Here is a 14,027-nt window from a genome sequence, read left to right as displayed (position 1 = left end):
GCACGGGGTGGGCCGGTCCAGCGCCGCGTCGTCCAGGTCGCGCAGCACCCGTTCCAGGCGTTCGCACTCGGCCCGGAACGCCGCCCGTACGGTCTGCACCTGCGGTCAGCCCTTCCAGCGGGGCACCAGCCGGTGCACCACGACCAGCACCAGCGCGGCCACCACGGCGATCGTGCCGGCGATGCCGGCCGCGCTGCCCGCGTACCCGATGAACAGCGGACGGCGGCCGAGCGCCTCGACGGGGACTGTGGAACGGTCGACGAGCCAGGACAGCGCCACCGCGGAGGCCAGCAGGGCCACCACGCCGGCGCCGCCGAGCACGGCGCCGGCCACCCGGTGGGCGTCGCCCGGCTCCACCACCGCCTGCTCGCGCTGGAAGAACAGCAGCACCAGCCCGGCGACCGCGGCCCACGCGCCGACCACCAGGTACGCGGCGACCGCGTCGCTGGGCCGGTGCCAGCCGGCGGAGAGCGTGGCGACGCCCGCGGCGGCGGCGTACCCGGCGCCGAGGAACGCCCCGGCGACCCGCAGCTTGCGCGGCAGCACCAGGATCAACGCGACCGCGACCGAGGCGGCCACCGTGGTGTGCCCGCTGGGCAGGCTGTTGCCGGCGGCGGCCCGTTCCGGGTCGATGCCGAAGTCGGGCCGGGCCAGGTAGTGCTTGAGCAGCTGCGTGGTCACGTTGGCGCCGGCGATCAGCAGCGTCGCGGTGACGGCGAGCGCCTTGCGTCCCCGGATCAGCGCGATGAAGCCGATCACGGCGGTCGCGGCCACCAGCGACACCACCGACATGGCGTTGAGGAGTGTGTCCACCGGATCGTCGATGCGGTCCTGGCCGATCCGGTTGCCGGTGAGCGCCACCGTGTCCAGCCACTGGCCCAGTTCGGTGTGTACGGCGAAGCGCCACACCAGCCCGAACGCGGCTGTCTGGATCAGGGCCAGTACGACCAACCAGACCGCCGTCCAACCCCTCGCCGTCTCCCGCACCCGGACAACTTAACGGTAGGTCCGCTCCGGCGCGCGGCGGAGCGCCATCGGCGGCGGCGTACGGTGAGGCGGGCGATTTCGAGGAGGTGGCGCGTGACCGGCACGCCGCAGCGGCAACCGGCGGACGGGCCGCGGCCGGAGTCGCTGGCCGACCTGCTCGGCGGCCGGCGCGGGGCGGTGGACGCGACGCTTCCCCCGCTGGCGTTCGGGCTCGGCTGGGTGCTCGGCGGCCTGGGCGGCGGCGTGCTCGCGGCGGTGCTGACCGGCACGGCGGTGGCCGGCTGGCGGTGGCGGCGCGGCGACCGTCCCCGCTCGGTGCTGGTCGGGCTGCTCGCGGTCTGCGTGGCCGCGCTCGTCGCGTTGCGCACCGGCCGGGCCGCCGACTTCTTCCTGCTCCAGATCGCCGCCAACACCGCGAGCGCGCTGGCCTGGGCGGTGAGCATCGTGGTGCGGTGGCCGCTGCTGGGTGTGGTGGTCGGCACGGCGCTGGGCCAGCGCACCCGGTGGCGGCGCGACCCGGCGCTGCTGCGGGCGTACGGCCGGGCCAGCTGGGTGTGGGCGGCCACCTACGTGCTGCGGGTCGCGGTGTTCGTCCCACTGTGGCTGTACGGGCAGGTGGTCGCGCTCACAGTGGCGCGGGCGGCGCTGACCTGGCCGCTGATCGCGGCGGCGCTGACGGGGAGCTGGGTGGTGATCCGGCGCTCGCTGCCCGCCGGACATCCGGGGCTGCGGTACCCGGTGGACCCGGCGGACACGGACGCTGTGGCGGCGCGCACAGAATAATGGAGAGGCCGCCACGGGGGGAGCGGCCTCTCCGTCAAATACGTTACTCCGTCCAGGGCCCGGATGTGATCCCGTGGACCGCTGAATTTTCCGTGCCTTTTCGCGCCATGGGTCGTCGCCGGGCGGAGTGGTGGGCCGGCCGGTCCGCTGCGTCGGCCGGACGGCCGGCCCACCCGGCCTGACCGTGGGCGTCAGGCCGTTCGCCGACCCGGCCGCTCCGTTCCCCCATCGGCCGGGTCGGCCTCCTCCGTGGGCGGGCTCTCACCCGCCCACGAAGGAGGGGTCACCTCACCCTTGCGGGAAGTAGGTGCCGTAGTCGGCGTACGCCATGGCGACGTCCGCCTGCGCCCAGAACCGGTGGTAGTTGAAGACCGGCTCGGGACCGCCGTCCAGGTACGCCTGCACCTTCGGCCAGTCCGGGTCGTTCTTGTAGAACGAGCGGATGTCCAGGAAGCTCTTGCCCGGGGCGATCGCGTCGCCGTTGGGCATCTTCCCGGTCCAGCCGTTGGGGACGTAGAGACCCTGGCCGTCGGCGGCGTTGTAGACGTCGTCGAAGCGCTTGTAGTCGCCGCGCTTCTCCGGCGTCGAGACGCCCTTGCTGTCGGCGGACGCCGAGAGCGCGTCCAGCAGCCCCTTGGCGGTGTCCTTCGCCGCGGTGTTGCCGGACTTGGCCGCGTACGCGATGAGCGTGCGGGCGTAGGCGCCGGCGACGCCGACGTCCTGGCCCTTGACCGTCACCTCGACGTGCAGGTTGGTGTTCGGCTGCGGGCTGCTCGGGTTCCAGTTGGCCGGCTGGCCCGTCCACTTCATGTCCGACGGGATCGACCAGTTGGTGCCGACAGTGGTGTTGGCGATCGCCCACGGCACCCACTTGTCCAGCAACGCCTTGGCCTTCGCGTTGCCGGTCTCCAGGTACAGCTCGGCGATGCGCTGCATCGACCAGGCCTGCATGCCGAACCACTGGTTCGACGGCGGGTCGTTGTAGACCGGGTCGACGTCGTAGAACATGCCGTAGAAGGTGGCGGTGCCGGCCGGCGGCTGGGCGTAGCTGCCGTCCCAGCTGTTGGTGGCGCCACCGGCGATGCCGCCCTCGGCGGACTGGAGCCAGGTGTAGAACTCCAGCTGCCGGTCGAGGCTCTTCTGCCAGTCGGAGACCGCGGTCGGCGACTTCGGCTTCAGCTCCGCGACGTTGGTCATGGCCCAGGCCGCGAACGGGTTCTGGTAGCCGAAGTGGCTGTGGCTGGAGCCGATCCGCCACGACCAGTTCTGCGAGGTGTCGTACGCGCCACCCCAGGCGTAGTACCAGGAGAGCAGGTAGTGCGCCGAGTCACGGCCGCTGGCGGCCGGGCAGGTGGACGCCCCGACGCAGTTGCCGATCTTCTTGAAGTACTTGTCGAACAGCGCGTAGCGCAGGTAGTCGCCCATCTTGGCGGCCTTGGCCACGGTGGCCGCCACGTCGGCCTGCTTGCCCTGCGCCTTGGCCCAGGTCAGCGCCCAGTAGGCGGCCTGGACGGCACGCGCGTCGGCGTCCGGGGCGTTGGTGTACTTCCACTGCTTGGCCGGGGCGCTGGACTCCTTGACGAACAGGTCCAGGTAGCCGTTCGGGCCGCCGTGCTTGAACGTGTCGCAGGACGGCTGCGGCACGGTCTCCCACACCGACTCCTGGGTGCCCCGCTGGAAGGTGTTGATGTACGCGGGCCGGGTGGTGCCGTCGCCGCAGCGGCCGTAGCCGTAGGTGTTGTCCACGTCGAGCAGCCAGTGCATGCCGTAGATGTCACCGGTGCCGTAGGTGGACTGCAGCTCCGAGCGCAGCGGGTCCTGGCCGACCGGGACGCTGGCCTCCAGCGCCGACGGGTACTGGCTGGGCAGGTTGTGCTCGGCGGCGTACTGCGGGGTGCCGGGCGAGCCGGCGGTGGCCTGGTCGGCGTGCGACGGGATGATGTACTTCTCCATCACCGTCCAGGCGTTGTTGAACGGGGCCCAGTTCTGGGTGACCCGGCCGTACTGCGCCTCCAGCCAGAGCCAGAAGCTGAACGCCTCCGAGGTGGTCTCGTGGCCGTGGTCGGGTGCCTCGACGATCAGCGTCTCGATCGAGTGGTACGGCACGCCCTCGGGGCTGAAGTAGCCCGAGTTCTTGATCTTGCCGTACTGGTCGAGGAACTTCTTGATGTAGGCGTTGTCGCCGCCGGGGGTGTCGTTGTCCGCCTCGGTGGCGACGACGGAGATCGGGGCATAGCCGGTGGCCGACGCGGTGATCGTGGCGGTGCCGCCGACCGTGTCGGAGTCCTCCGCGGCCGACACCGTGGCGGTGACGCCGGTGCTCCAGTTGCTCGAGGTGAGCGTCAGCGTGGACGGCGACACGGTGATGTCGCTGTCACCGGTGACGGCGAGGGTCACCGGCACGTTGGCCGTCGGCGCCGCGCTGAGCGTGTACCGGACCGTGGCGCTGCCGCCCTCGGCGACGGTGACCGCGGACGGGCTGGCGACCAGCCTCGGCCCGCTGGCCGCCGTCACGGTGAAAGACTTCTCCGAGACGGCCGTGCCGCCCGCGTTGTCGTACGCCTTGGCCTGCACGGTGTAGCTGCCGGCCGGCAGGTCGAGCAGGTCGTAGCCGTACGGCGCGGTGGTGTCGGTGTTGACCAGCAGGCCGTTGCGGTAGAACTCGACCTTGCTGATGGTGCCGTCGGTGTCGCTCGCGGTCGCGGTCAGCGGCACGTCCGCCGGCGCCTCGAACGGGCCGGACGGCACGCTCAGGGAGACCGTCGGCGGCTGGTTGGTCTGCGCGCCGTTGCAGGCGACCCCGTTGAGGGTGAACGCGGTGGGCTTCGGGTTGCTGCCGCTGAAGCTGCCGTTGAAGCCGATGCTGGTGGACGCGCCGGTGGGCAGGCTGCCGTTCCACGACTCGTTCGTGGCGGTCACCTCGCTGCCGGACTGGCTCCACCGGGCCGACCAGCCCTGAACCACGCGCTGGCTGCTGTTCGGGAAGGCGAACTTCAGCGACCAGTTGTTCAGCGCGTCGCCCAGGTTCTTGATGGTGACGTTGGCGGTGAACCCGTTGTTCCAGTCGGTCGTCGCATAGGTCACGTCGCAGGCGGGTGCGGCCTGTGCGGCGCCCGCGGGCAGGGCCACCCCGCCTATGACGAGGGCGGTGGCGGCGACCATCGCCGTGCGGCGACGTCTGGCCAGAAGTCTCATGTGGGCGGTGTCTCCTCGGACCGGGCCGGGACCGTGGGCCCCGGCGGGGCGCCTCCACGCGCCGACGGGGCGTACGCGGGGGGACGGAGGCGTCCGGAAAGGTGGTCGTCCCGGCCGTGCCGGGGATCGGGGCGCCGCACCGGTTCGTCACCGGGTGCCCTCGGCGGCCCGCGCTCGCGTTCACTGGCTCCGCGTGGCGTGACGAGAGTGTGACATGGAAGCGCTCCCACCACAACGGCCAGCGTAGATACGCGCTTCCATGTTTCGATCTCGTTTAGGGGCTTTTCCAAACCCGTGACGGGCGTTACAGTCGCAGCATCGCCGATGGGAGCGCTTCCATCGACGGAGATACAAGTACTGGATCGCCGGGTGCACCCGTGCCCGGCGCGTCGGCCAGAGGCCGACGGCGGACCAGCCCGGACGCCGCCGCCGGCCGTCACCCGCCAGACGGAGGGAGGTGGAACCAGAGCCACTCGCGTGGCCCGGCTCCCGCGCGACGCGCACGACGGACGCCAATTCCACTTCGTGCGTGTGTGCACCATCGGTGGGGACGGGGGTTGCCCTCCCCCGTCCCCACACTAAACCCCCGTTGTCGACGGCAAAAGAGGCCGACGGGACAGGCGTGACACGCCACCCGGACGGCCTTTCTCGCTATCCGCCCCACCCCTCGCCGCTCACGCCGCCGCGAGCGACGTTCCCGAGCGACGCCCCCGCCCACCCACTTTCCGGCCGCCCGCCGGCCGCGCCGCACGTCGCCGCGACCGCCGGATCGGGCCGGCCGCTCCCTGGCTATGATGGGAGCGCTCCCGGCCCAGGGCGGCCCGTCACCCCGAGGAGAAACCTCATGTCGTTACTCACCCGACGGCGCCTGCTCCGCCGCGCCGCCCTGTCCGCGACCGCGGCCGGCGCGGCCCGGACCGGGCTCGCCGGCGCCACCGCGGCCGGGATCGCCGCGTCGACCGTCGCGCTCGGCGGCTGCGACAGCCCGCCCGAGCGCACCACCGACCCGGAGCCGGACCGCGGGCTGCGTTTCCCGGACGGCTTCGCCTGGGGGGCGGCGACCTCGGCGTACCAGATCGAGGGGGCCGCGAAGGAGGACGGGCGGGGTGAGTCCGTCTGGGACACCTTCAGCCACACGCCGGGCCGGACCCGCAACGGCGACACCGGCGACGTCGCGGCCGACCACTACCACCGGTACGCGCAGGATCTGGACCTGATGCGCGACCTGGGGCTGCGCAGCTACCGGTTCTCCATCTCCTGGCCGCGCATCCAGGCCGACGGCTCCGGCCGCCCCAACCAGCGCGGCCTCGACTTCTACCGCCGCCTGGTGGACGGGCTGCACGAGCGCGGCATCGCCCCGATGGCCACGCTGTTCCACTGGGATCTCCCCCAGGCCCTCCAGGACGCCGGCGGCTGGGAGAACCGGGACACCGCGGAGCGCTTCGCCGAGTACGCCGACATGGTGTTCCGCGCCCTCGGCGACCAGGTGCCGGTCTGGCTGACCATCAACGAGCCGAAGACCGTGGTGCAGAACGGCTACATCTGGGGCCACCACGCGCCGGGCATCCGCGACGAGGACGCGGCGTACCTGGTCGCCCACCACCTCCAGCTCGGCCACGGCCTCGCCGTGCAGGCGCTGCGCGCCTCCGGTGGCACCGGCCGGATCGGCCCGGCGCTCAACCTGCACCCCTGCTACCCCGCCGACGACTCCGCCGAGTCGGCCGCCGCGACCCGCCTCCACGACGGCTACGAGAACCGCCTCTACCTCGACTCGATCTTCAAGGGCGCGTACCCGCAGGACGTGCTGGACGACCTCGGCCCGGCCAGCCGGATGGCCCGCGGCGTCCGCGACGGCGACCTGAAGATCATCTCCAGCCCGGTCGACCTGCTCGCCGTGCAGTACTACACGCCGATCTACGTCACCGCCGACGGCGGCACGGTCCGCAAGTGGCCCACCTCCGAGGCGGAGTGGCAGCAGATCTACCCGGAGGGCATGTACGACATCCTGACCCGGGTCACCCGCGACTACGGCCGGGTGCCGATCACCATCACCGAGAACGGCCTGCCCTGCCCGGACGTGCCCGGCGCGGACGGCAACGTCGACGACGCCGGGCGGGTCACCTTCCTGCGCGACCACTTCGCCGCCGCCCACCGGGCCATCGGCGACGGGGTGCCGCTGGAGAGCTACCACGTCTGGTCGCTGCTGGACAACTTCGAGTGGGCCGAGGGGTACGAGCAGCGCTGGGGCCTGGTGTACGTCGACTACGCCAGCCAGCGGCGGGTGCTCAAGCGCAGCGCCCACTGGTACCGCGACGTGATCCGCCGCAACGGCCTGTAGGCGACGGTGCCCGGCCGGCGCGATGCCGGCCGGGCACCGGGCCGCCTCAGCGCGGCAGCGCCTGCTGGAGTTCGGCGCGCAACGCCGGGGTGAGCATCTCGCCCGCCTGCTTGGCCAGCCGCGCCATCTCGTAGCCGACCACGCCGATGTCGGCGTCCGCCCCGGCCAGCGTGGCCAGGATCGAGCCGTCCCGGATCTGCATCACCAGGAAGTAGCCGCGCCCCATCTCGACCACCGTCTGCTTGACGACGTCACCGTCGAACATCTGGGCCGCACCGGCGGTGATGCTCATCAGGCCGGAGGTCACCGCGGCGAGCTTGTCCGCGTTGTCGCGCGGCAGGTGCGCCGAGATCGCCACCAGGAGCCCGTCGGAGGACACCACCACCGCGTGCGCCACCCCGGGAACGCGCTCCGCGAACGCGTTCACCAGCCAGCTCAGGTCGCGTGCCTCCTGGCTCAACGTCGTCACTGTCGTCGTCCTCCTTCATCGCGCGGCAGGTACATCTCGGTGGTCTCCTCGGCCTCGGCCCGCCGTACCCCGCTGTAGAGGCGCGACAGCATGCCACCGACCGCCTCCGGGTCCGGCTCGTGCCGCACCACCGGGCGGTCGGCCGGGGCGGCCGAGGCGAGCTGGGCCATCGGCACGCGTACCGGCAGGCCCCGCTCGTTCGTCCCTCCGGTCACCGGCGTCGCCGCCGGCGCGGGCGTCACACCCAGCCCCGACGTGGCCGGACCCTGCCGGCTGAACCACCCGCCGCCCGCCGCGCCGGCGTCCGGCGTGAGCACGTCCTCGGCCCGTCCCGGGCGGGGACGCGGCGCGGTCACCGGCGCGGCGGGCGGCGCCGGCGCAGCCGCCCCGGCGTCCGTCCCGTCGCCCAGCGGCCGCCCGGTCAGCGGGGACACCGGCAGCGCCGCGGGCTGGCCCGGCGCCGGACGCCATCCGGCCACCGGCAGTTCGGCGGTCGCCGCGGCGAGCGCAGCGGACGCGGTGACCGGGCCGGTGAGCATCGCCTGCGCCGTCCCGCGCACGAGCCGATTCGGCTCCGGCCGGCCCGCCTCCGGCGCGGGCGCCTCGGCCAGCAGCGCGACCGGGATCCGCACCCGGGCCACCAGGCCCTCCCGGCCCGAGCTCAGCCGCACCCGTACGCCGTGCCGGGCGCTGAGGTGGCTCACCACGAACAGGCCCATCCGTTCCGAGGCCGACACGTCGGCGGCCGGCGGCTCGGCGAGCACCGCGTTCGCCTCGGCCAGCGCCGGCGGGCTCATGCCCAGCCCCTCGTCGACGATCTGCACGAGCGCGCCCCGGCCGTCCGGCTCGACGACCACCCGCACCGCGGTGTCCGGGCGGGAGAAGGCGGTGGCGTTCTCCAGCAGCTCCGCGAACAGGTGCACCAGGTCGCCCACCGCGTGCCCGACGACGTGCAGGTCGGCCCGGTTCTCGTGGCGCACCCGCTGGTACTGCTCGATCTCCGCGCTCGCGGCCAGCAGCACCGCGCCCAGGCCCACCGGGCGGTTCCACCGCCGGGTCGACTCGCTGCCGGCCAGCACCAGCAGGCTCTCGTCGTTGCGGCGCATGCGGGCGGCGAGGTGGTCGAGCTTGAACAGGTTCTCCAGCTGGTCCGGGTCGCTCTCCTCGCGTTCGAGCTCGTCGAGCAGCTCCAGCTGCCGCTCGACGAGCACCTGGCTGCGCCGGGCCAGGTTGACGAACATGGCGTTGACGTTGCGTCGCATCATCGCCTGCTCGACCGCCACGTCGACGGCGCTGCGGTGCACCGCCACGAACGCCTCCGCCAGCTCGCCGATCTCGTCCTGCGAGTCGATCACCGAGGGCGGCACGTCGATCGCGCCGACCGGGCGGTCCACTGTGCGCAGCCGTTGCAGCGTCAGCGGCAGATCCACCTGGGCGATCCGCAGCGCCTGGCCGCGCAGCTGCCGCATGGAGCGGGCCACCGACCGGCCGACCAGCAGCGAGATCAGCACCGCGGCCAGGAGCACCGTGGCGATCGCGCCGCCCACCAGCAGCGTGTCGCGCAGCTGGCGGGCGCTGGCGTCGTCGGCCTGGCGTACCGCGTCGGCGACGATCTCGCTCTCCAGCTGGCGGAACAGCTCCTGCCGCTGCTCGCTGGCCGCCCACCACTGGGTCGCGTCGAGCAGGGCCGGCTTCGTCTCGCCGCCGCCGGGCAGCGTCCGTTCCTCCATCCGGGTGGCGGCGACGAAGGCCGGATCGACCGAGGTGCGGTCGTAGCGACGGATCTGGTCGGCGGTCGCCGCGACCCGGAACGCGCCGAGGGCGGTGAGCTGCTGGGCTCGCAGGTCGCTGAGCGTCACCTGGTCGTCGGGCTCGTACCGGCCGGACCGGGCGGCGGCGTAGAGCTCCGCCCGGATGCGCGAGGACAGCTCCTTCACCCGGGACAGCTGCGCGTACCGCAGCACCGCCTCGGTCAGCTCCTGCCGGCCGCCGCCGGGCGACGGCTCGGCCAGCAGGTTCAGCAGCGCCGCGATCGACCGGTGGTAGTTGCTCAGCACGGTGTCGCTGGAGAGCACCGCGGGCGCCACCGCCGCCCGGATGTTCACCACCTGGTCGTACGCCTCGACCGCCTCGGAGTAGGAGACCCGCCAGGCCGCGTCGGCGTCGGCCAGCGGAGCGGCGGCGGCACGCAGGTCGGTCATCGCGCGGTCGGTGGCCTCCTGGAGCGGCTTCAGCGCGGCCACCGCGGCGTCCCGGTCGGTGCCGGCGCGGCGCAGCGCGGCCAGCTCGCCCGCGGTGCGGTCCCGCTCGTGCTGGAGCCGGTCGACGGCGGTGGAGATCTGCCGCCCGATGCCGACCTGCTCGGCGAAGGCGCTCAGCGTGGTGGTCTGCCCGACCAGCCCGCGGGTCTGGATGCCGGCCAGGACGAGGAACGCCAGTGAGGGGATCACCAGCACCGTGGCGAGCTTGGTGCCCATCCGCCAGTCCCGCAGCCGGAACCCGGAGCGCCGCCGGTGCGGCTGAGGGGCCGCGCCGCGCACCGGGTCGGGACCTGCGCCCACGGTTGCCTCCTCCTCCCGCCCCACCACGTCGGGGAGCGGAGTCCATCCAATCAGGCCGTCGGTCGGTGTCAACGGCCGCCCGGACGGCATGACCAGGACGGTCAGCGCCGCGGGTGGACGGTCACCCGTGCGAGGCGGCCTCGCCCGTCCGGCCGATCCCGGCGATCTCGTCGGCCTCCGCGATCCGGCCGAGCGCGACGAGCGCGGCACCGGTCGCACCGATCTCCGGGTTGCGTTGCCAGCACACCCGGCGGGGCGCGAGCACGTCGAGGAACGCCCCGCGCCACCACGGCGAGGCGGTCAGCGCCCCACCGCCGAGGACCACCTCCATCGGCTCGCCGATACCGGCCTCCAGCAGCGTCAGGTCGTCGGCGACGAGCCGGCACAGTCCGCTCATCAGCCCGGCCAGGATGTCCACGGCGGTGGTGCCGAAGCTGAGCCCGCGCAGCTCCCCCGAGCCCGCCGGGGCGACACCCGGCGGCCGGTCGCCGCCGAAGCGGGGATTCGCGCGCACCGAGCCGGCGGCGCGGTCGAGCGCCGCCTCCAGCTCCGAGCCCTCCGGCAGCCGCAGCTCACGCGCCGCCCAGGCGAACAGGTTGCCGCCGCTGGAGTACGCCGCGCCGGTCACCACGTGGTCGTGGTCGACCCGGTACCGCCACAACTGCCCGGGCAGCGGCGGCGGCTCCGCGCCGGCCGGCACGGCCTGGATCATGCGGACCGCGGCGGAGGTGCCGACTGTCACCGCCGCGCGGGTCGGGTCGACGCATCCCGAGCCGACGTTGGCGGCCGCGCCGTCGCCCACCGGCGGCGCCCACCGCGCGCCGGCCAGCTGGGGCCAGCGGCGCGCGTACGCCGCGTTCAGCCGGCCGCGCCAGCCCCGGGGGGCCAGTGGCGGCAACTGATCCGGGCGTACGCCGGCCAGCTCACACGCCTCCGGATCCCAGTCCATGCGGCGCAGGTCGAGCAGCCCGGTGCCGGAGGCCAGCGAGATCGACATCGGGGCGTCGTCGAGCAGCGTGCCGAGCGCGTACTCGGCGAGCCCGGTGAAGCGTGCGCACCGGTCGACGCGCTCACGCAGCCAGGGCAGCCGCACCGACCAGTAGCAGCGGTGCCACCAGGTGCCGGTCCGCCGGTGGAAGTCCGCCGGGTCGGCCGGGCCGGTCGCGCCGGCCGGCGGCTCCGGCCGGGTGTCCAGCCAGGTCAGCACCGGCCCCGACGGTGTGCCGTCGGGCGTCAGCGGCAGCACCGAGTGCCACTGCGCGGAGGTGGCCACGAGGTCCACGTCCCGCAGGTGCCCACCGGCGGCCAGCTCGTCCAGGCACTCCACCAGGCACGCCAGGTAGGCCGGGCCGTCGAGCGTCCCGGTGCCGTCGTCCCCGGTGACCAGGTGCACCCGGCGGCGGGCCAGCGCGCCCGGGCGCGGCACGGCGTCCGCGTCGAGCACGAGGCCGCGCACCGAGGAGGTGCCCAGATCCAGAGCGAGAATGTCCATCGCCGGTCAACCTACCCGGCGGGACCGGCGGCCACTCCAAGATCCGTACCCGGTGACGCGCGATCGGGTTCCACGGCGCCTGTCGATCGCGTACAGTGACCGTCATGCCCGCGCACCTGTCCTGCTGGTGGCCCGCCGACCCGGCGGCCCACCCCCGCGCGTAGCTTCCCCACGCGGCCGCCCGACGAGGCGGCCGCCGGTCTCCCCCGGCATCCCGGGTCGCCTCTACCGGCGGCCACCGGCCCACCGAGGAGACCCGATGACCCGCCTGTCCGACCCGCTCGCCGCCGTCGCGGCCGGCCGCGAGCCCGGCCCGTTCGCGCTCGTCCGCCGCGAGGGCGCCGACCACGTCGACCTGTTCACCGGCCCGGTACGCACCGCCGGCGCGCTCGCCGACCTGCCGCTGCCCGAGGACGGCGCCGGCCCGCACACGCTGGCCCTGGTGCCGTTCCGGCAGGTCACCGAACGCGGCTTCGAGTGCGTCGACGACGGGCTGCCGCTGGAGTTCCTGGCGGTCGAGGCGCACCGGCGGATACCCCTGGCCGAGCTGCTCGACGACCTGCCCGACGCCGAGGTGCGCACCCGCGACGCCGGCTTCGACATCGCCGACGACGAGTACGCGGCGATCGTGGAACGGGTGCTGGCCGACGAGATCGGCCGGGGCGAGGGAGCCAACTTCGTCATCCACCGCACCATGCGCGCCACGGTGCAGGGCGACCCGCTGGCCGCGGCCCTGGCCGCGCTGCGCCGGCTGCTGCTGCGCGAGCGGGGCGCGTACTGGACGTTCCTGGTGCACACCGGCACGCGGATCCTGGTCGGCGCCAGCCCCGAGCGGCACGTCAGCGTCGCCGACGGGCTGGTCGAGATGAACCCGATCAGCGGCACGTTCCGGCACCGGGGCGAGACCGTCGACCGCTCCGCGCTGCTGCGCTTCCTGCACGACCCGAAGGAGGTGGAGGAGCTGTACATGGTGCTGGACGAGGAGCTGAAGATGATGGCCGTGGTCGCCGAGCACGGCGGCCAGGTGGTCGGGCCGTACCTGAAGGAGATGGCGCACCTGGCGCACACCGAGTACCTGCTGGCCGGGCGCTGCTCCCGGGACGTACGCGACGTGCTGCGGGAGACCATGTTCGCGCCCACCGTCACCGGCAGCCCGATGGAGAACGCCTGCCGGGTGATCGCCCGGCACGAGCGCACCGGCCGGCGCTACTACGCCGGGGTGCTCGCCCTGCTGGGCCGCGACGAGCAGGGCCGGCAGACGCTGGACGCGCCGATCCTGATCCGTACCGCCGAGATCTCGCCCGAGGGCGCGCTGCGGGTGCCGGTCGGCGCGACGCTGGTCCGGCACTCGACCACCGCCGGGGAGGTGGCCGAGACGCACGCGAAGGCCGCCGGTGTGCTGGCCGCGCTGGGTCTCGGCCCGGACGCGCCGCGCTCCGCGACCGAACCGGCCGTCCGGTACGCCGACGACCCCGAGGTACGCGCCGCGCTGGCCGCCCGCAACGCCCCGCTGGCCCGGTTCTGGCTGGAGCAGCGGGAGCCGGGCGCGATCGCGCTGCGCGGGCTGGCCGGGCGGCGGGCGCTGATCGTCGACGGCGAGGACACGTTCACCGGCATGCTCGCCCACCAGCTCGGCGCGCTGGGCCTGGCGGTGACCCGGCGGGACTGGCCGGACCCGGGCCCGCTGGACGGATACGACCTGGTGGTGGTCGGCCCCGGCCCGGGTGACCCGCGGGACGCGGCCGCGCCGAAGATGGTGGCGCTGCGGGCGCTGCTGACCGAGTTGCTCGCGTCCGGCCGGCCGACGCTCGCCGTGTGCCTGGGCCACCAGTTGCTCGCCGGGCTGCTGGGCCTGCCGCTGCACCGCCGCGACGCGCCGTACCAGGGGCTGCCGCGGGACGTGCCGGTGTTCGGGACGACCCGCCGGGTCGGGTTCTACGCCAGCTTCACCGCGCTCGCCGACGCGGACCGGGTGGCCGGCCCGTACGGCCCGGTCGAGGTGTCCCGCGACCCGGCCGACGGCGCGGTGCACGCGCTGCGCGGCGCGGGCTTCGCCGGGGTGCAGTTCCACCCGGAGTCGGTGCTGAGCCAGGACGGCACGAGGGTCCTTGCGGACCTGCTCGGGCATCTGCTCGACCGGCCGGCGCTGAGCGCGCATGGAGCGGCCGATCGCGGGTAGGGCACTGGCGACCGGTGGTCCGG

General features: G+C 74.1%; 8 protein-coding genes. 3 read left to right on the top strand and 5 right to left on the bottom strand.

Going from position 1 to position 14,027, the window contains the following annotated elements:
- Positions 1 to 105: 105 nt before the first annotated feature.
- Positions 106 to 987, bottom strand: a complete 882-nt coding sequence (locus EAD96_RS19260; protein WP_121685292.1) for a phosphatase PAP2 family protein — start codon at positions 985 to 987, stop codon at positions 106 to 108.
- Between the two features lie 93 nt (positions 988 to 1,080).
- On the opposite strand from EAD96_RS19260, the gene EAD96_RS19255 reads away from it, so the two are divergent.
- Complete coding sequence (locus EAD96_RS19255; RefSeq protein WP_121685291.1) at positions 1,081 to 1,770, top strand: DUF3159 domain-containing protein; 690 nt, start codon at positions 1,081 to 1,083, stop codon at positions 1,768 to 1,770.
- 288 nt (positions 1,771 to 2,058) lie between these two features.
- On the opposite strand, the gene EAD96_RS19250 is transcribed toward EAD96_RS19255, so the two are convergent.
- Positions 2,059 to 4,956 carry a glycoside hydrolase family 48 protein gene (locus EAD96_RS19250; protein WP_199733232.1) on the bottom strand — a complete coding sequence of 966 codons (2,898 nt, stop codon included), beginning with the start codon at positions 4,954 to 4,956 and terminating at the stop codon, positions 2,059 to 2,061.
- 853 nt (positions 4,957 to 5,809) lie between these two features.
- Here EAD96_RS19250 and EAD96_RS19245 point away from each other — a divergent pair.
- Entirely contained in the window at positions 5,810 to 7,303 is a 1,494-nt protein-coding gene (locus EAD96_RS19245; protein ID WP_121685289.1) for a GH1 family beta-glucosidase, read from the top strand.
- A gap of 46 nt (positions 7,304 to 7,349) precedes the next feature.
- Here EAD96_RS19245 and EAD96_RS19240 read toward each other — a convergent pair whose 3' ends face one another.
- The 3 genes from EAD96_RS19240 to EAD96_RS19230 form a co-directional block, all read right to left on the bottom strand.
- Positions 7,350 to 7,763 (bottom strand): roadblock/LC7 domain-containing protein, encoded by a 414-nt coding sequence (locus EAD96_RS19240; protein WP_199733231.1) that lies wholly within the window; start codon positions 7,761 to 7,763, stop codon positions 7,350 to 7,352.
- Positions 7,764 to 7,768: 5 nt separating this feature from the next.
- Positions 7,769 to 10,333 carry an ATP-binding protein gene (locus EAD96_RS19235; protein WP_233586029.1) on the bottom strand — a complete coding sequence of 855 codons (2,565 nt, stop codon included), beginning with the start codon at positions 10,331 to 10,333 and terminating at the stop codon, positions 7,769 to 7,771.
- A gap of 121 nt (positions 10,334 to 10,454) precedes the next feature.
- The gene (locus EAD96_RS19230) at positions 10,455 to 11,825 is read right to left on the bottom strand and encodes a gluconokinase (RefSeq protein WP_121685287.1); all 1,371 of its coding nucleotides are present in this window, start codon (positions 11,823 to 11,825) and stop codon (positions 10,455 to 10,457) included.
- Positions 11,826 to 12,084: 259 nt separating this feature from the next.
- Between EAD96_RS19230 and EAD96_RS19225 the strand changes: the two genes are divergently transcribed.
- On the top strand, positions 12,085 to 14,004 hold the full coding sequence (locus EAD96_RS19225) for a chorismate-binding protein (RefSeq protein WP_121685286.1): 1,920 nt from the start codon (positions 12,085 to 12,087) through the stop codon (positions 14,002 to 14,004).
- Positions 14,005 to 14,027: the final 23 nt, after the last annotated feature.

The sequence above is a fragment of the Micromonospora sp. BL1 genome, assembly GCF_003667485.1.
Classification (GTDB): domain Bacteria; phylum Actinomycetota; class Actinomycetes; order Mycobacteriales; family Micromonosporaceae; genus Micromonospora; species Micromonospora tulbaghiae.
Note: the sequence above shows the minus strand (reverse complement) of the source record. Positions and strands in the feature narration are given on the sequence as shown.